The organism is Streptomyces sp. TLI_185 (genome assembly GCF_003814765.1).
In the GTDB taxonomy this organism is placed as follows: domain Bacteria; phylum Actinomycetota; class Actinomycetes; order Streptomycetales; family Streptomycetaceae; genus Streptomyces.
This window is the reverse complement of record NZ_RKRB01000001.1, coordinates 7,169,595-7,187,621: the sequence shown is the minus strand read 5'-3', so window position 1 is coordinate 7,187,621 and position 18,027 is coordinate 7,169,595. Positions and strand designations below refer to the sequence as shown.

Here is an 18,027-nt window from a genome sequence, read left to right as displayed (position 1 = left end):
GCGCAACCTTCACCGAAGGAGAAAACCGGCCACGGGCGGCCTTCCGATGACCTGGCATGGGGGGAGCCGAGTCGGGCAGTTCGGGAGGGCCGGCCGTGACCGGGGCCAAGGGATTCAGACCGCCTCTGCGGTCTCCGGGAGCTCGACGGCGAGCTTCTCGGTGAGGTCCACGATCTCGGCGAGGTCCCCGAAATCGCGTACGGCCGTGTCGACCGTCTTTCGAATACGAGTGTTCACGCGCTCGGAGCGGACCTTCTTGGCGATGTGCATGGCCTGCTCGGCCAGCACCGCGCTCCGCTCGGGCTCACGCTGCAGCAGGTGCACCGTGGCCATGCCGATCAGGTTCAGTGCATACGAGCGCTGGTGCTCGGTGTCCCGGGAGAAGAGCTCGACGGCCTGCTGCATCACGGGCTCGGCCAGGGACGCGTAGGTGGGGCTGCGGCCCGCGACATAGGCGAGGTCTCGGTAGGAGTGGCTGTTCTCGCCGTGCAGCTCGGCCTCGGAGAAGAAGCGGATCCAGTCGGGGTCCGGGTCGTCCCACTCGTCCACATCCGCGAAGGTGTCTTCGGCCATCCGGACGGCCCGCTTGCACTTGCCGGGCTGCCCCATGTTCGCGTAGGCGCGGGCCTCCATCGCATACAGCATCGACTGGGTGCGGGGGCTCGCACAGTCCCGGCTGCCGTACTGCGCGAGGTGGATCAGTTCCAGCGCGTCGTCGGGCCTGCCGAGGTGGATCATCTGGCGGCTCATGCTGGAGAGGATGTACGAGCCGAGCGGCTTGTCGCCCGCCTCCTTGGCGGCGTGCAGGGCGAGGACGAAGTACTTCTGGGCGGTCGGCTGGAGCCCGACGTCGTACGACATCCAGCCGGCCAGCTCCGCAAGCTCCCCGGCGACCTTGAACAGCTTCCTGGTGGTGGCCTCTGGCTGGGGCTCCTGGAGGAGGTCCGTCACCTCGTGCAGCTGGCCGACGACCGCCTTGCGGCGCAGGCCGCCGCCACACTGGGCGTCCCACTGCCGGAACATCACCGTCGTGGACTCCAGGAGGTCCAGCTCGGGCCTGGAGAGCCGGCCGGGCCGGCGGGGCGCGGCCGGCGGCTCCGGCTCCGACTGCGGGGCCTGGGGCGAGGGCACCAGCCAACGCTGCATGGGCTCGATGAGGGACGGGCCCGCGGACAGGGCCAGCGAGGTCCCGAGGAAGCCGCGCCGCGCCAGCATCAGGTCGCTGCGCGAGAACTCGCTGAGCAGAGCCACCGTCTGCGGGCCCGTCCAGGGCAGGTCGACGCCGGACACGGAGGGTGACTGACGGGCCGCGCGCAGGCCGAGGTCCTCGACGGAGACCACGCAGCCGAAGCGCTCGGAGAACAGCTCGGACAGGATCCTGGGGATCGGCTCACGGGGGTTCTCGCCGTCCAGCCAGCGGCGCACCCGGGAGGTGTCCGTGGAGATGTGATTGGCGCCCAACTGGCGTGCCCTGCGGTTGACTTGACGGGCCAGTTCGCCCTTCGACCAGCCGCTGCGCACGAACCAGGACGTGAGCAGCTCGTTCGGGCGCTTGTCCGTGCTGGTCGCGGTCGTCCCGCTTCCGCCGTTGCCGCTCACTGGAACGCCCCCATCCCTGAGACCACTTGTCGCCGAGTGCGCCAAGCCCTATCAGAATGCCGGTAAATACAGCTGCCCGTCCGCCGGTTCTCACCCTTCGAACGGGATGCCGAGTTGCCTCCGGCATACCCACGAGTGCATGTGCCCCCAGGACTCGTGCACTCAAAGTAATCCTACGATCACTGGTCCAGCCATGGCGATCCCAGAAACGCCACCATTCGCCACCCCTTCGAATGAACTCACGGTGGCCTCCACGCGATTCACTTGACATAGACCGATCGGGAGTAGGCGGAGCGAAGCACTCAGGGGCGCGCGTCGCCGAGTTCACCACCCGGGGCACCCCCAGCGCCGCCCGGACCTCGCGGGGCCGGTGCCGTCCGGAAACACAGGGTCACGATCCGCATCCGCGTCGTAACCACCGGCGCGTCGGACCCGTTGGAGGGGGCATGGGCTTCACGATCGGCGGCATCCGGGAGATCCGCTCCGGCTCGCGTCGGCGCGGCCGCTCCTCGGAGTGCACCGCCGTCGCCGAGTTCACCGGGCTCTGGGGCTGGGACGTGGTCCCGGGGGCCCGGGCCGCGGCAGGCGACTGTTCCTGCGGCCGGGCGGACTGCAGCGCACCGGGGGCGCATCCCCTGGAGTTCGCGCCCCAGGTCCAGGCCGGCGCCACGCTCGACGAAGTGACCAAGGCATGGGGCGAGTTCCCCGGGGCGTCGGTCATGCTCGCGGTCGGCCGGGCGTTCGACGTCATCGAGGTGGCCGAGCCCGCCGGCCGCCGCGCCCTGGTCCGGCTGGAGCGCATGGGCCTCCCCGTCGGCCCGGTCACCGCGACCCCCGACGGCCGCGCCCAGTTCTTTGTCGCCCCCGGCGCCGCCGCCGAACTCCCCGAGCTCCTCTACCGCATGGGTTGGGACGACCCGACCTCCCTCGACCTGCGCGGCCTGGGCCTCGGCACGTACATCACGGCCCCGCCCTCCGACCGGGGCGGCCTGGGGCCGGTGCGCTGGCTGCGACCCCCGGCGCTCGATTCGGCCACGAAGCCGCCGGCGGCCCGGCTGCTGCTGGGGACTCTGGCCTATGTGGCGCATCGGTCGCGGGCGTAGATCTACGGCGTACCCGAACCACGACGTACACAGCGAAGCGCCCGGCCCCAACTGCACCTTGGGGGCGGGCGCTTCTTTACATTTCAGACATTCCGGACCGGTAGTGAATTTACCAGGCGCCCGGCGCTCAATCGCCAATAAGCGCATCCACGAACGCCTCCGGCTCGAACGGCGCCAGATCGTCGGAACCCTCGCCGAGACCCACCAGCTTGACCGGCACGCCCAGCTCGCGCTGGACCGCGACCACGATGCCGCCCTTCGCCGTGCCGTCCAGCTTGGTGAGCACGATGCCGGTGATGTCGACGACCTCGGCGAACACTCGGGCCTGCACCAGGCCGTTCTGCCCGGTCGTGGCGTCGAGGACGAGCAGGATCTCGTCCAGCGGGGCGTGCTTCTCGACCACGCGCTTGACCTTGCCGAGCTCGTCCATGAGCCCGGTCTTGGTGTGCAGGCGCCCGGCGGTGTCGATGAGGACGACGTCGGAGCCCATCTCCTTGCCCTCCTTCACCGCATCGAAGGCGACGGAGGCAGGGTCGCCGCCCTCCGGCCCGCGCACGGTGTGGGCGCCGACCCGCTCGCCCCAGGTCTGCAGCTGGTCCGCGGCGGCGGCACGGAAGGTGTCGGCGGCGCCGAGGACGACACTGCGGCCGTCGGCGACCAGGACGCGGGCGAGCTTGCCGGTGGTGGTGGTCTTGCCGGTGCCGTTGACACCGACGACCATCACGATGCCGGGCTTGCTGGTCTCGGGCTCGGTCTTCACCGTGCGGTCGAAGTCGGTGCCGACCAGCTTGAGGAGTTCCTCGCGCAGCAGGCCGCGCAGCTCGGCGGGGGTGCGGGTGCCGAGCACCTTCACCCGCTCGCGCAGGCCCTCGACCAGCTCCTGGGTGGGGGCCACGCCGACGTCGGCGGTGAGCAGGATGTCCTCGATCTCCTCCCAGGTCTCCTCGTCGAGGTGCTCGCGCGACAGGAGCGTGAGCAGCCCCTTGCCGAGCGCGTTCTGGGAGCGGGAGAGGCGGGCGCGGAGGCGGACGAGACGTCCGGCCGTCGGTTCCGGGACCTCGATCTCGGGGATTTCGAGAGCGGGCGGTTCCTCGACGGCGACCGGCGCCGAGCCGTCCGGAAGATCCACCTCCTCTATCGTCCGGCGCGGTTCGTCGCGGGGTGTCTCGGCCTCGTCGCCGACGTGCGGCTCGGCCGGAGGGGCGGTGATGTCGGGCGCGGCGGGCGGCGGCGGGGGCAGCGACTTCTTCCGTCGGCTGCCGATGACGAGCCCGCCGAGCGCGCCGAGCACGACCACGGCGATGACTACAGCAAGGATGACGGTTTCCATAACCCGTCCAGTATCAGTCATGGAGTCCTGCGACACCCCTCTGGATGTCTGACACACCGTCAGCTAACGTCCTCCTGCACACCCGCCCGGTGAAGGGGGACCCCCCATGCCCGTCTCCGTCGTACGTTTCAACCTCGTCGAACCCGGTGCCACCCCCGCCTCGCTCCGCGCCCGCTACCGGGCCGCCCTGGAGATGGCCGCGTACGCCGACGAGCACGGCATCACCACCGTGCAGACCGAGGAACACCACGGCGTCGACAACAACTGGCTGCCGTCGCCGTTCGCCTTCGCGGGCGCGGTCTTCGGCGCGACGCGGCGGATCGCGGTCACCGTGTCGGCGGTGATCGGCCCGCTGCACGACCCGCTGCGGCTGGCCGAGGACATCGCCGTACTGGATCTGCTGAGCGGCGGCCGGCTGGTGACCGTCGCCGGGATCGGGTACCGGCCCGAGGAGTACGCACAGTTCGACGTGGACTGGAAGCGGCGCGGCAGGCTGCAGGACGAACTGCTGGAGACGGTGCTCAAGGCCTGGACCGGGGAGGAGTTCGAGTACCGGGGCCGTACGGTACGGGTCACCCCGCGCCCCTTCACCGACCCGCACCCCCTGCTCCTGGTCGGCGGCTCCTCCAAGGCCGCCGCCCGCCGGGCCGCCCGCCTCGGCCTCCCCTTCTTCCCCAGCGCGCATCTGCCGGAGCTGGAGGCGTACTACAAGGAGCGGCTCGTCGAGTACGGCACCGAGGGCTGGACCATGATGCCCGCCGCCGAGACCCCGCTGCTGCACCTCGCCGAGGATCCAGACCGGGCGTGGGCCGAGCACGGCGAGCACTTCCTGCACGAGGCGCGGACGTACGCCTCCTGGCAGTCCGGCGACATCCGCTCGGCGGTGAAGTCGGCGGCCACGAGCGTGGACGAGCTGCGCGCGGAGGGCGTCTACCGGATCCTGACGCCGGACCAGTGCGTGGAGCAGGGGCTGGACAACCTCGTGCTGCATCCGCTGGCCGGGGGAATGCCGGTGGAGGAGGGGTGGCGGAGTCTGCGGCTGTTCGCCGAGCGGGTGCTCCCGGCGCTGGAGGGCTGATGCGGAGCGATATCCGATGGTCCGGTCCGGCGTGCGGGTGATCCACTGGCTCCCATGAGCCTGTTGGTGGAGGTCTTCGTCCGCGAGCCGGACGGCGGCATACGGATCCTCGACGTGCCGGACGACGTGTACCAGTCCGGCGGGTTCGAGTCCTGGCGTACGACGGTGTGGGGATCGGAGTTCGTACGCTCGCTGGGTGCCCGCTTTCTCCCGGTGCTGGCGGACGACGACCTCTACGTCGAGGCCGAGGAAGTGCCGGAGTTCCGGCGCGAGGTCGCCCTGCTGCGCTCCCGTCTCGACGAGCTCGCCCACGGCACCGAGCGGCCGCGGACGGTCGAGGAGCACCGGCACCAGATCGAAACGCGGCTGCGGATCATCGAGCAGAGCGTCCGCAAAGCCCTGGAGATCGGCGGGGGCGTCCTCATCTGGTGAGACAAGGGGCCGCCGCCCCCGCCCGGGCAGTGCCGGGCGGGGGCGGCGGACGGTACGAGGAGAGGGGCAGCGGGGACTTGGCCCTTCTCCCCGAGTGTGCGGGGCTGCTCAGCCCATCTCCTCCAGCGCCTTGCCCTTCGTTTCCTTCACGAACTTCAGGACGAAGGGGATGGAGAGCGCCGCGAAGACCGTGTAGATCACGTAGGTCGCGGAGAGGTTCCAGTCGGACAGGGACGGGAAGCTCGCGGTGATGGCCCAGTTGGCGATCCACTGCGCGGAGGCGGCCACGCCCAGGGCGGCGGCGCGGATCTTGTTCGGGAACATCTCGCCGAGCATGACCCAGACGACCACACCCCAGGACAGGGCGAAGAAGAGGACGAAGATGTGCGCGGCGATCAGGGCGGTCCAGCCCTGAGCGGCCGGCAGCTTGCCGTCGACCAGGTGGTACGAGAAGGCCCAGGCCTCCAGCGCGAGACCGATCACCATGCCGACCGAGCCGATCAGGGCCAGCGGCTTACGGCCGACGCGGTCCACGAAGATCATGGCGATCACGGTGCCGACGATGTTGATGATCGACGTCGTGAAGGAGTAGAAGAACGAGTCCGTCGGGTCGACGCCGACCGACTGCCACAGGGTCGAGGAGTAGTAGAACGCGACGTTGATGCCGACGAACTGCTGGAACACCGAGAGGCCGATGCCGACCCAGACGATCGGCTTGAAGAAGAAGCCGCCGCCGAGCAGATCCTTGAAGGCGGACTTGTGCTCGCTCCTCATCGCGTGCTCGATCTCGTTCACGCGGGCGTCCAGGTTGCCGTGCTCGCCCTCGACCTCGGCGAGGATCTCGCGGGCGCGCTCATGCCTGCCGACGGAGATCAGGAAGCGGGGGGACTCGGGGATGGCGAAGGAGAGCAGGCCGTAGAGGACGGCCGGGATCACCATGACGCCGAGCATGACCTGCCAGGCCTCGAGGCCCATCAGCTTGCCGCGCTGGTCGCCGTCCGCGGCGTTCAGCAGACCCCAGTTGACCAGCTGCGAGATCGCGATGCCGATGACGATCGCGGCCTGCTGGAAGGAGCCGAGACGGCCGCGGTACGCGGGCGGGGCGACCTCGGCGATATAGGCGGGGCCGATGACGGAGGCCATGCCGATGGCGAAGCCGCCGACGACGCGCCAGAGCGCGAAGTCCCACAGCGCGAAGGGCAGCGCCGAGCCGACGGCGCTGACGGTGAACAGCACGGCGGCGATCTGCATGACCCGGATGCGGCCGATCCGGTCGGCGATACGGCCGGCGGTCGCGGCGCCGATGGCACAGCCGATCAGGGCGATGGCGATGACCTGGGCCAGGGCCGCGGAGCCGATGCCGTAGCGGTCCCGGATGGCTTCGACCGCCCCGTTGATCACGGAGCTGTCGTAGCCGAACAGGAAACCGCCCATCGCGGCCGCCGCCGCGATGAAGGTGACGCGCCCGAGGTGCTCGGGACGCGCCGTTCTGGCTCCTGACTTCTGTGCCTGCACTGTGCTGGTCACGTTCAACTCCTCGGGCCACCGGCAGCGCTGCCGGGTGGGGGACCCTTCCCGGTAGGTAATACCTGAAGGTAAAAACAACGTTGCCGAGACTATGCCTTCAAGTATCGAAGTCAAGAGGTGACGGCTGTGACTTTTCAGCGCAGTCGTGACGGTAATGTGTTCAACTCTTGAAGAGGGTGTCTCGGCGCAGTCGCTGGCTTCAGCGCAGCCGCTGGCTGATGACCTTCGACACGCCATCGCCCTGCATGGAGACGCCGTACAGCGCGTCGGCGACCTCCATGGTCCGCTTCTGGTGCGTGATCACGATCAGCTGCGAGGCTTCCTGCAGCTCCTGCATGATGCGGATCAGCCGCTGCAGGTTGGTGTCGTCGAGCGCCGCCTCGACCTCGTCCATGACGTAGAACGGGCTCGGCCGGGCCTTGAAGATGGACACCAGCAGCGCGACGGCGGTGAGCGAGCGCTCGCCACCCGAGAGCAACGACAGCCGCTTGACCTTCTTGCCCGGCGGACGGGCCTCGACATCGACACCCGTGGTGAGCATGTTGTCCGGGTCGGTCAGGATCAGCCGCCCCTCACCGCCCGGGAACAATCGGCTGAAGACGCCCTCGAACTCCCGGGCCGTGTCCCGGTAGGCCTCGGTGAAGACCTGCTCGACGCGCTCGTCGACCTCCTTGACGACCTGGAGCAGGTCGGCGCGGGTCTTCTTCAGGTCTTCGAGCTGCTCGCTGAGGAACTTGTGGCGTTCCTCCAGTGCGGCGAACTCCTCCAGGGCGAGCGGATTGACCTTGCCGAGCTGCTGGTAGGCCCGCTCGGCGGCCTTGAGCCGCTTCTCCTGCTCAGCGCGGTGGAAGGTCTTGGGCTGGTTGCGGGGATGCTCCGGGTCCTCGGGCAGCTCCTCGCCCTCGGCGGGCGGGGAGGGCGGTACGAGCTGGTGCGGGCCGTACTCGGAGACGAGCCCGGCCGGCTCCACGCCCAGCTCCTCCAGCGCCTTGGTCTCCAACTGCTCGATCCTCATGCGCTTCTCGGCACCGAGCACCTCGCCGCGGTGGACGGAGTCGGTCAGCTTGTCGAGCTCGCCCTTGAGGTCGCGGCCGGCGCTCCGGGCAGCGGTCAGCTCCTGTTCGCGCCGGGCCTTGGCGGCGTCGGCCGCGGTGCGTTCCTCCTCGGCCCGGGCGAGGGAGACCTCGACGTGCGCGAGCAACTGGCGTGCACCGGAGGCGACGGCTTCCGCCACGGCGGCCTCGTGCCGCAGCCGCGCCCTGCGCTGCTCGGCACGCGCGCGTGCGTCACGCTCCGCTCGGGCGGCGCGGTCGAGGGAGTCGGCGCGGCCGGCGAGTCCTTTGACGCGCTCTTCGTGTGTACGGACCTGGAGCCGGGCCTCCATCTCGGTCTGGCGGGCGTTGGCACCGTCGGCGGCGAGACGGTCCCGTACCGACGTGTCCGGCTCCTCCTCGACGGGCATCTCCTCGGCGACGGCCAGACGTTCGGCAAGGACCTCGACCTCCTCGAGGGCCTTGTCCAGCGCGTCCTGCGCCCGCGCGGCAGCGGCGACGGTCCGCTCCGCTTCGCCCGCGGCCCCCCGTGCCTGCCCGGCGAGCCGTCCGAGCTGCTGGGCCACGGCCGACTTCTCCCGGTCGGCGGCGCGGCGGCGCTCTCCGAGCTCCTCGACCGCCGCGGCGCATTCCTTGCGCCGCTCCCCTGCCGCTTGCTGCGCCTCGGTGAGCTCCGCGCAGCGCACGGCCAACTCTTCGAGCTCGGCGGCGGCCTCGTCGACGGAGGCCTGCACCTCCAGCAGGCTGGGTGCGCCGGCGGAACCGCCGTGTGCGAAGTGTGCGCCCAGGAGGTCGCCTTCTGCGGTTACGGCGGTGAAGTGGGGGTGCGTGTATACGACGTTTTCGGCGTCTTCGAGGGTGTCGACTACGACGATGCCGTGCAGTAGGCGACGGATGGCGGGCATGAGGTCCGAAGGCGCGCGGACGAAATCTGCCGCATGAGGTTGTTGGGCGTCTACGGGTTCGTTGTGGCTGGTCGCGCCGTTCCCCGCGCCACTTTGGGGCGCGTCCGGCGCCCCCGCCAGCAGCAGTGCCGCTCGGCCACCGTCCTGCTTGCGCAGCAAGCGGATCGCGTCTGCCGCGGCCGACGGTGAGGTCACCGCCAGGGCGTCTGCCGCCACGCCGAAAGCCGCCGCCAGGGGGACCTCGTAGCCGGGAGTGATCGTCAGCAGTTCGGCGGCCGGACCGAGCAGGCCGGAGAGACGATCCTTCGCGCCGAGGAGCGCGCCCGTGCCGTCCTTGCGCCGCAACCCCATCGCCAGCGCTTCATGCCGGGCCTGCGTCGCGGCCCGTTTCCGCTCCGCCGCGGTGGCCGCCTCGCGGGCGGCGGTCAGGGCGGCCTCCGCCTCGGCCAACTGCTCCTTCGCCGCCGCGTGCTGCTCGCCCAGTTCCGCGTCGCCCGCGTCAAGGCCGTCGACCTCGGCCTTGAGTACCTCGTACTCCTCCTGCGCTGCGACGGCCCGCTCCTGGGCCTCGTCCCGCGCTGCGGCCAGGCGGTCGATCTCGGCCTGGGCGGAGGCGGCGCGCGAACGGGCCGCGCCCACCTGGCCGTTCAGCCGGGCGAGGCCCTCGCGGCGGTCGGCGATGGCACGGGCGACGTCCTTCAGACGCCGTTCTTCCTGCGTGAGTTCGCGCTCCAGCTCGGCCCGGTGCGCGACCGTGTCCTCCAGCGCCCGCTCGGCCGCCTCCAGGGCTGCTTCGAGCTCGGCCTCCTGCTCACGGATACGGGCGGCCTCGCGCTCCATGTCCTCGGGGTCGCGACCACGGCGCTCCTCCGGCGGCGCCGAGGTGGCGCTCTTCACACGCGCGTCGGCCAGCGAGATCGTGCCGCGCACCCGCTCGGCCAGCTGCGACAGCTCGTACCAGGTCTGCTGGGCCCGCTGGAGCCGGGGAGCGAGCTGCCGTACCTCGTCCTCCAGGAGCGCCTCGCGCTGCAGTGCCTTCTTCAGCTCCTGCTCGGCGGCTTCCTTGCGTTCCTTGAGCGCGGCCTCGTCCGCGACCTCGGCTTTCAGTGCTTGCCGCAGCCGTACGAGATCGTCGGCGAGGAGGCGCAGACGCGCGTCGCGGAGGTCGGCCTGGATGACGGCGGCCCGCCGGGCGACGGCCGCCTGGCGGCCCAGGGGCTTGAGCTGTCTGCGCAGTTCGTCGGTCAGGTCCTGCACGCGCGCGAGGTTGGCCTGCATCGCGTCGAGCTTGCGCAGGGCCTTCTCCTTGCGCTTGCGGTGCTTGAGGACGCCGGCCGCCTCCTCGATGAAGGCGCGGCGGCCCATGGGGTCGGCGTGCAGGACGGAGTCGAGCTGGCCCTGGCCGACGATGACGTGCATCTCGCGGCCGATGCCGGAGTCGGAGAGGAGTTCCTGGATGTCGAGGAGACGGCAGGTGTCGCCGTTGATCTGGTACTCGCTGCCGCCGTTGCGGAACATGATCCGCGTGATGGTGACCTCGGCATACTCGATGGGCAGGGCGCCGTCGGAGTTGTCGATGGTGAGGGACACCTCGGCGCGGCCCAGCGGCGGGCGCCCGGTGGTGCCGGCGAAGATGACGTCCTCCATCTTGCCGCCGCGCAGCGACTTGGCACCCTGCTCGCCCATCACCCAGCTCAGGGCGTCCACGACATTGGACTTGCCCGAGCCGTTCGGTCCCACGACACACGTGATGCCCGGCTCGAACCGGAGCGTGGTCGCCGAGGCGAACGACTTGAACCCGCGGAGGGTCAGGGCCTTGAGGTGCACGCCGCTGGACTCTACCTTCCGCCGGTATCCCACTCCATGAACCCGCGGTTTCACCCTTGAACGTGCAGGGCACACCAAACGTTAAAGAGGTTGAAAGGATGCGCGGGGAAAGAAAGAAGGGACGCCGAAGCGTCCCTTGCAAACTCTGACAACTTAGCGGTTGATACGGGCGGCCCAACCACTGCTGTCGTGGTTCGATGCAGTGATCAGGTGAGCGCAGGCTCCGCCTGGTGTGCGTCGATGCTCTCCATGATCCTGTCGTGAGAAGCGGCAGCCGCGAGCGCGTCGTTCTCCGCCTGGATCCGTACGAGCTCGGATTCCAGGTCCTGGACGCGCTGCTGGAGCCGTCGCATCTCGGCGAGGAGTCGAGGGTCGGAGCCGCCGACGTAACCGAGAAGCGCCTTTGCCATGATGGATGGTCCTCCACACTGAGTGACCGACCGAAGCGGTGTGGGTCGTGAGGGAATCGCACCCGCGGTGCTTGACACTCTTGAGTTCATGCTGCCGTTCATCCATGCCAAACAGCTAAGGTGCGCGGGGTGCTTTCAGCGTCTCACCAAAAAGTTTGACGGTCAACACGATCACGCCCTGTATTGGCGGGCAACCCCGGGGGCGCGCGGCCTGAAAACGGCGGCGCTGCGACTCCTGCGGGGCTCTCAGGGCGTGGCGATCATTCTTGGGTGCGCAGCCTGCCACGACAAGCGGTTCTTGGCAACCACCAGGCAATTTCTGCTCCGGGCACCTGCCGGTGGCATGTCCGTCCGCTTTCACCGGGGGCTCTTTACAGAATCGGCTCAGCGGATGGCGAAGCCGTCGTACCCCCCGCGAGGTGTGTCCCAGATCTCGGTGACACCCTCGACGCGGCCGGGCGTGTCGTCGCCCTGGAGCCAGCCGAGCAGTCCCTCGCACCGCTCCCGGGGGCCCTCGGCGACCACCTGGACCCGTCCGTCGCCCAAATTGAGAGCAAAACCACTCAGGCCGCCGAGCTCGAGGGCCTTGGCCCGCGTGAACCAGCGAAAACCCACACCTTGGACGCGTCCCCGCACCCAGGCAACCAGTCGCACATCCTCGCTCATGGGTGCAACCTAACCGGCCAATGTCTCTCGGGACACTTCCTCCTCTGACGCCATGCGGTACCGTCCCCACCCAATGAATCTCATATGAAACTCACTCGATCGAGTGAGTTGGGTCACCCGCAAGATCATATGGGACACGTTGATCGCAAGGACGAGGAAGGCCAAGACATGGGACGCCACCGACGCTCCGCCGCCGGCCGCGCCGCCACAGGCCGCGCCACGGGGGTCACAGGTAGGGACGGCTCGTACGCGAGCAGCTACGACCCCCAGCAGTACTCGTACAGCTACGACCCGCCGGAGGCCGGCGCGGGCGACGATCGGCCCACCCTGGGCACCGCCCCGTATCTGAACTCCACGGAGTACGCCGAGGCCTCCGCGAGGAGTGCCGCGTACCTGTTCGCCAGCGAGGACGACTACGCGACGGTGTTCCCGGAGCACGGGTTCACACCCGACAAGGGCGCCCGGCGAGGGGGATCGCGCCGCCGGAGGAAGGCCGTGACTCCGATGCGTACCGGTTTGCTCGGGGTCTCCGCCGCCGTCGCCATCGGTACGGTCGCGGTCGCCACGGGTGCGATGCCCGGCCTCGACAACTACAAGCTGGGCGGCAGCGGCAGCTCCGACAAGGTGCAGGCCGCGAACACGCCGTCCAACTCGGCGACCGAGCAGGGCGGCACGTCCGGAAGCGCCGCCGGCCGCGACGAGGGCTCCTCGACGAGCCGCGACGCCGACCGCTCGGCCTCGCCCTCGCCGAGCCCCTCGACCTCTTCGGCCGCGCCGACCGAGGCGCCGCCGAAGAAGCAGAAGACCACGCCCACCAAGAAGCCGAAGACCACGCCTCCGAAGAAGGAGACCAAGCCGCCCGAGCAGACCACCGCCCCGGTGGCGGTCTCCGCACAGGCAGCCGCCGAGGCGGAGGTGCTCAAGCTGGTCAACGAGGAGCGGGCCAAGGTCGGCTGCACTGCGGTCTCCGCCAACAGCACCCTGTCGGAGCTGGCGGAGAAGTTCAGCGACGCCATGGCCGCCGAGGGTTTCTTCGACCACACCGACCCCAGCGGCGCCTCGCCGTGGGACCGGGCGGCGAAGCTCGGCATATCCAACCTCGGCGGCGAGAACATAGCCCGGGGCCAGTCCGACGCGGCCGCCGTGATGGAGGCCTGGATGAACAGCCCCGGCCACCGGGCCAACATCCTGAACTGCGACTTCAAGACGCTGGGCGTCGGCGTGCACTTCGGGTCGGGCGGCCCCTGGTGGACGCAGGACTTCGGGTACTAGACGAGGCGGGCACTGGACGAGGGCACACTAACTGCCAGTTAGTGCAACCTGTTGGTTAGCGCTGCCCTCAAGTACGCTTGAGGGATGGACACCACGCAGGAGCTCATGGAGGCGGCCAACCTCCCGTACAACGTGTTCGCCAAGGCCTGTCCCTCGCGCGGCACGCTCGAGCACGTCACGGGACGCTGGGGCGGGCTGACCCTCTGCGCCCTGTTCGAGGGTTCCCTGCGCTTCAACGAGCTGCGCCGCCGCGTCGACGGCGTGAGCGAGAAGATGCTGTCCCAGACCCTGCACGCGCTGGAGCGCGACGGCCTGGTGCACCGCGAGGCCCAGCCGACGAACCCGCCCCGCGTGGACTACGAACTCACCCCGCTCGGCCACGAGGTCGCCGAGCGGCTGCTGGCCCTCGTCCATCTGCTGGAGGGCCGCATGGACGACGTCCTCGCAGCCCGCGAGCGTTACGACGGGACGCGCGGCGACCTCTGACACTTCGGGCAGAAATAGCTGGACCGGTTCATCCAGGGGCGCCGCCGCATCGGCGTGGCGCACCTCTTGCAGGGCAGACCCTCCCGGCCGTACGCATCCAGCGACCGGTCGAAGTAGCCCGACTCCCCGTTGACGTTGACGTACAGGCTGTCGAAGCTGGTGCCGCCCACGGCGAGGGCCTGGTTCATCACATCCCTGATGTGGCCGAGGAGTTCGGCGGTGCGCGGGCGGGTGAAGTTCGCGGTGGGGCGTTCGTAGTGGATGCGGGCGCGCCAAAGGGCCTCGTCCGCATAGATGTTGCCGACTCCGCTGATCAACGACTGGTCCAGCAGGGCCCGTTTGATGGTGCTGCGCTTGCGGCGCAGCGCCTGGTGGAAGGCCTCGTCGTCGAACAGCGGGTCGAGGGGGTCGCGCGCGATGTGCGCGATGACATCGGGCAGGCCCTCGGGGGTGCTGTCGTGCAACGACAGGCCGCCGAAGGTGCGTTGGTCGACGAAACGGAGTTCCGTCTTGAGGCCGTCGGCGAAGCGGACGCGGATCCTGAGGTGCTTCTCGTCCGGGGCCGCGTTCGGCTGGACCAGCAGCTGGCCGCTCATGCCGAGGTGGGCGAGGACCGACTGGTGGGTGTCCTCCAGGGGCAGCCACAGGTACTTGCCGCGGCGGCTGGGGACGCCGATGCGGTGGCCCTTGAGGCGGTGCGCGAAGTCGTCGGCGCCGGCCACATGACGGCGTACGGCACGCGGGTGCAGCACCTCGGCGTCGGCGACGACGCGGTGGGCGACCCACCGCTCCAGGCCGCGCCGGACGACCTCGACCTCGGGCAACTCGGGCATCGGGACCCCCGTACGGACTGTGGATGAGCCGAGCGCCCGCCCCGGGGTGGGACGGGCGCTCGGGTCGCTGTTCGTCAGACAGAGACGTTCGTCAGGCGGAGACGGACGACGGTCCTTCGCCGTCCTGGGCAGCCTTCTCGGCTGCGGCCTCCTCGGCCGCCGCCTTGGCGCGCTCGTCCGCCGCAGCCCGGATGGACCGCCACGCGGATTCCGCGGCCTGCTGCTCCGCCTCTTTCTTGCTGCGGCCGGTGCCGGTGCCGTACGAGACGCCTCCGACGCGGGCGGCAGCAGTGAAGGTCTTCTCGTGGTCGGGGCCGGTCTCCGTGACCAGGTACTCGGGCACGCCGAGGCTCTCGGTCGCGGTGAGCTCCTGGAGGCTGGTCTTCCAGTCCAGGCCGGCTCCGAGGTTGGAGGACTTCTCGATCAGCGGGTCGAAGAGCCGGTGGACGAGCTCGCTCGCCGCATCGAGACCCTGGTCGAGATAGACAGCACCGATCACCGCTTCAAGGGTGTCGGCGAGGATGGACGCCTTGTCCCGGCCGCCCGTACCCTCTTCACCCCGGCCGAGCCGGATGAAGGAGCCCAGGTCGAGCCCTCGGCTGACCTCCGCCAGCGCACGCGAGTTGACCACCGCGGCCCGCAACTTGGCCAGCTGGCCTTCGGGCAGGTCGGGGTGGGTGGTGTACAGCGTGTCCGTGACCACGAGACCGAGCACGGAGTCCCCGAGGAACTCCAGCCGCTCGTTGGTCGGCAGACCGCCGTTCTCGTACGCGTACGAACGGTGGGTCAGCGCTCGCACCAGAAGGGCGGACTCGAGCTTGTACCCGAGCCGCCCTTCCAGAAGCGTGTGGGACGAGGCTGTGTTGTCCGACTTTTTCCTGGCGGTTGGGTCCGCCATGGCGTCATCCGCCTTCTTGGCAGTGGACACGGTGCCTCTCACCAGCCGCTCAGACCTCGAGGACCTGGCGCTTGTTGTAGGTGCCGCAAGACGGGCACGCGATGTGCTGCTGCTTGGGCTCGTGGCAGCGCTCGCACGCAACCAGGGTGGGGACCGCAGCCTTCCACTGCGACCGGCGGTGGCGCGTGTTGCTGCGCGACATCTTCCGCTTCGGAACAGCCACGGCTACTTCTCCTGCTTCTCGTCGACGCCCGCTTCGGCGCCGCTCATCTCGTCCTTCTCGCCGTCTCCGAGTGAGCCGGCGAGTCCCTGCAGTGCCGCCCAACGGATGTCGACGGCGTCATGGTGGTGGTCCGGGTCGTCCGCCAGCCGTGCTCCGCACTCGGAGCACAGACCGGGACAGTCTTCCTGGCACACCGGCTGCATCGGCAGTGCGAGCACCACCGCATCGCGCAGCACGGGCTCGAGGTCGAACAGGCCGTCCTCGATGAAGAGCCTGTCCTCGTCTTCCTCGGCGTCGTCGGCCGGCTCCGCTTTGGGGCGGCCCCGGTCATCGGCGTCAGGGTACGAGAACATCTCCTGGAATTCCGCTTCGACGTCCAGCTGAAGCGGCTCCAGACACCTTACGCACTCCCCCTCGGCCTGTGCACGGGCGGTGCCTGTGACAAGCACCCCTTCCATGACCGACTCGAGGCGGAGTTCGAGCTCCACCGGGGCGCCTTCCGGCACTCCGATGACTCCCGCGATCCCGAGATCCTTGGGAGCGTCGATCTCGCGGGTCAGGCGCTGCAGCGCACCAGGCCGCCGCCCCAGCTCGTGTGTGTCGAACACGAGAGGCTTGCGGTGGTCGAGGCGGGCGTTCAGAGCCATTCCTGCTTTCGATCTTCCAGCTCAGGGGGACGCTGCCCCTCGGTGTCCCTGGGCAGCGCTGATCGCGGACGTGCACGCGACCGAAGAGCCAGGATACTGGACCATTCGCTCACGGCCCAATCCGGTGGCTGCTTACTGGCCGCGCCCCTGTTCGTAGGCTCTCAGCTGCTCGGGCGTGATCATGCCGGTGTCGAAGAGACTGGTCTCGTCGAGGGCGTACGACTGGTGCGCCTGCTGCGTCTGGTGCCCCTGCTGCGCCTGCTGCGCCTGGCCGGGGTCGTACGCCGCCTGCTGGGCGTCGTAGCCCTGGTAGGCATAGGGGTCGGCCTGCTGGTAGCCGTACGCGTCCTGCTGGCCGTACGCCTGCTGCTGGTACGCGCCGCCGTACGGGTCGGTCTGCTGCTGATAGCCGTACGCCGGCTGCGGCTGCCCGTAGTCCTGCTGCTGGGCGGGCTGCTCGGCCGGGGGCTTCGGCTCCGCGACGGCGGCGAGGTCGGCCAGGTAGTCGGCGTCGCTGGAGTGCTGGAAGGACGTGGCGTCGTCGGCGAGGGCACCGAGGTCGTCGGTGGCGATACGGCCGTGCAGCTTCTGGCGGCCGCGGCCGACGGCCTCCAGGGTCTTGGCGAGGACCGCCTCGAAGGCGCCGAGCTTGGCGTCGACGTAGGCGTCGGCGTCCTTGCGCAGGGTCTCCGGGTCGTGGCTGCGCTCGGGGGCGTCCTCGTCCTCGTAGCCCTGCTCGTCGAGGCCCGGGCCGGTGCCGAGGAGCTTCTCGCGGCCGCGGCCCACGGAGCCGAGGGTCTTGGTGAGGACGACCTCGAAGTTGGCGAGCTTGGAGTCGACGTAGTCGTCGGCCTCCGCGCGGACCTCCTCGGCCTCCTGGCGGGCCTCGGCGAGGATGCGCTCGGCCTCGGCCTGGGAACGGCGGGCGACCTCGGTGTCGGAGATCAGCGAGCCGCGTTCCTGGTGCGCCTGCCCGATGATCCGGTCGGCCTCCTGACGGGCCTGCTCGACCATCTGCTCGCGGTCGCCGATCAGCTCCTGGGCCTGGGCGAGGGAACCGGGCAGCGCCTCGCGCAGCTCTTCGAGCATCGAGAGCAGATCGGCGCGGTTGACCACGCACGAGGCCGACATGGGCATCGACCGGGCGCCGGAGACCGCGGCGACGATCTCGTCGAGCTTCTTCTGCACGTCCACCGTGTGCTCGCCACTCTCTACAGCTGTGTTGGAGACGGACGGGACGACTGTAGCCCCATCAGTCCTTGCGCAGGCGCTTGTTGAGGGCCTCCAGGACCATCGGCGGCACCAGGTGGGAGACGTCTCCGCCCCAGGTCGCGACCTCCTTGACGAGCGAGGAGGACAGGAAGCTGTAGGTGGGGTTGGTCGGCACGAAGAGCGTCTCGACCCCCGAGAGGCCGTTGTTCATCTGCGCCATCTGCAGCTCGTAGTCGAAGTCGCTGACCGCCCGCAGGCCCTTGACGATGGCCGGGATGTCGCGTTCCTTGCAGTAGTCGACGAGGAGACCGTGGAAGGCCTCGACGATCACGTTGCCGTACTCGGCGGTGACCTCACGGATCATGTCGATCCGCTCGTCGATCTCGAACAGGCCCTTCTTGGACTTGTTGATCATGACCGCGACATAGACCTCGTCATACAGACGAGAGGCACGGGAAATGATGTCGAGGTGTCCGTTGGTGATCGGGTCGAACGACCCGGGACAGACGGCGCGGCGCACTAGTGAT

General features: G+C 69.6%; 17 protein-coding genes. 5 read left to right on the top strand and 12 right to left on the bottom strand.

The window, feature by feature from the left end:
- Positions 1-114 precede the first annotated feature (114 nt).
- Complete coding sequence (locus tag EDD92_RS33290; protein WP_123967733.1) at positions 115-1,599, bottom strand: hypothetical protein; 1,485 nt, start codon at positions 1,597-1,599, stop codon at positions 115-117.
- Positions 1,600-2,045: 446 nt separating this feature from the next.
- On the opposite strand from EDD92_RS33290, the gene EDD92_RS33285 reads away from it, so the two are divergent.
- Positions 2,046-2,702 carry a bifunctional DNA primase/polymerase gene (locus tag EDD92_RS33285; protein ID WP_123967732.1) on the top strand — a complete coding sequence of 219 codons (657 nt, stop codon included), beginning with the start codon at positions 2,046-2,048 and terminating at the stop codon, positions 2,700-2,702.
- 127 nt (positions 2,703-2,829) lie between these two features.
- Here the strand turns inward: EDD92_RS33285 and ftsY are convergent, their stop codons facing one another.
- Positions 2,830-4,032, bottom strand: coding sequence for a signal recognition particle-docking protein FtsY (ftsY, locus tag EDD92_RS33280; protein ID WP_123967731.1), 1,203 nt, complete (start codon positions 4,030-4,032; stop codon positions 2,830-2,832).
- A 106-nt stretch (positions 4,033-4,138) separates the two neighbouring features.
- Here ftsY and EDD92_RS33275 point away from each other — a divergent pair, with 106 nt between their 5' ends.
- On the top strand, positions 4,139-5,110 hold the full coding sequence (locus EDD92_RS33275) for an LLM class flavin-dependent oxidoreductase (RefSeq protein WP_123967730.1): 972 nt from the start codon (positions 4,139-4,141) through the stop codon (positions 5,108-5,110).
- 54 nt (positions 5,111-5,164) lie between these two features.
- Entirely contained in the window at positions 5,165-5,542 is a 378-nt protein-coding gene (locus EDD92_RS33270) for a hypothetical protein (protein WP_123967729.1), read from the top strand.
- Between the two features lie 108 nt (positions 5,543-5,650).
- Here the strand turns inward: EDD92_RS33270 and EDD92_RS33265 are convergent, their stop codons facing one another.
- The 4 genes from EDD92_RS33265 to EDD92_RS33250 all read right to left on the bottom strand — a co-directional run bounded on the left by EDD92_RS33265 (position 5,651) and on the right by EDD92_RS33250 (position 11,929).
- Positions 5,651-7,069 carry a sugar porter family MFS transporter gene (locus tag EDD92_RS33265; protein ID WP_123967728.1) on the bottom strand — a complete coding sequence of 473 codons (1,419 nt, stop codon included), beginning with the start codon at positions 7,067-7,069 and terminating at the stop codon, positions 5,651-5,653.
- A 199-nt stretch (positions 7,070-7,268) separates the two neighbouring features.
- Positions 7,269-10,853: a chromosome segregation protein SMC gene (gene smc, locus EDD92_RS33260; RefSeq protein ID WP_123967727.1), complete on the bottom strand. Its 3,585-nt coding sequence runs from the start codon at positions 10,851-10,853 to the stop codon at positions 7,269-7,271.
- A 206-nt stretch (positions 10,854-11,059) separates the two neighbouring features.
- Positions 11,060-11,263 (bottom strand): hypothetical protein, encoded by a 204-nt coding sequence (locus EDD92_RS33255; RefSeq protein ID WP_016432419.1) that lies wholly within the window; start codon positions 11,261-11,263, stop codon positions 11,060-11,062.
- A 384-nt stretch (positions 11,264-11,647) separates the two neighbouring features.
- A complete protein-coding gene (locus EDD92_RS33250) occupies positions 11,648-11,929 on the bottom strand; it encodes an acylphosphatase (protein ID WP_078912750.1) in 282 nt (93 codons plus the stop codon).
- Between the two features lie 168 nt (positions 11,930-12,097).
- On the opposite strand from EDD92_RS33250, the gene EDD92_RS33245 reads away from it, so the two are divergent.
- Positions 12,098-13,201: a CAP domain-containing protein gene (locus EDD92_RS33245; protein ID WP_123967726.1), complete on the top strand. Its 1,104-nt coding sequence runs from the start codon at positions 12,098-12,100 to the stop codon at positions 13,199-13,201.
- Between the two features lie 84 nt (positions 13,202-13,285).
- On the top strand, positions 13,286-13,687 hold the full coding sequence (locus tag EDD92_RS33240; protein ID WP_123967725.1) for a helix-turn-helix domain-containing protein: 402 nt from the start codon (positions 13,286-13,288) through the stop codon (positions 13,685-13,687).
- Here EDD92_RS33240 and mutM read toward each other — a convergent pair.
- From mutM to coaD, 6 genes are all read right to left on the bottom strand, one after another.
- A complete protein-coding gene (gene mutM / locus EDD92_RS33235) occupies positions 13,660-14,520 on the bottom strand; it encodes a bifunctional DNA-formamidopyrimidine glycosylase/DNA-(apurinic or apyrimidinic site) lyase (protein WP_123967724.1) in 861 nt (286 codons plus the stop codon). The genes EDD92_RS33240 and mutM overlap by 28 nt on opposite strands.
- Before the next feature lie 91 nt (positions 14,521-14,611).
- On the bottom strand, positions 14,612-15,460 hold the full coding sequence (gene rnc, locus EDD92_RS33230) for a ribonuclease III (RefSeq protein ID WP_180292276.1): 849 nt from the start codon (positions 15,458-15,460) through the stop codon (positions 14,612-14,614).
- Positions 15,461-15,467: 7 nt separating this feature from the next.
- Entirely contained in the window at positions 15,468-15,641 is a 174-nt protein-coding gene (rpmF, locus tag EDD92_RS33225) for a 50S ribosomal protein L32 (RefSeq protein ID WP_003951102.1), read from the bottom strand.
- 2 nt (positions 15,642-15,643) lie between these two features.
- Entirely contained in the window at positions 15,644-16,288 is a 645-nt protein-coding gene (locus EDD92_RS33220) for a DUF177 domain-containing protein (RefSeq protein ID WP_123967723.1), read from the bottom strand.
- 132 nt (positions 16,289-16,420) lie between these two features.
- Positions 16,421-17,482, bottom strand: coding sequence for an ATP synthase F0 subunit B (locus tag EDD92_RS33215; RefSeq protein ID WP_123967722.1), 1,062 nt, complete (start codon positions 17,480-17,482; stop codon positions 16,421-16,423).
- A gap of 58 nt (positions 17,483-17,540) precedes the next feature.
- Positions 17,541-18,020: a pantetheine-phosphate adenylyltransferase gene (coaD, locus tag EDD92_RS33210; RefSeq protein ID WP_030943075.1), complete on the bottom strand. Its 480-nt coding sequence runs from the start codon at positions 18,018-18,020 to the stop codon at positions 17,541-17,543.
- Positions 18,021-18,027: the final 7 nt, after the last annotated feature.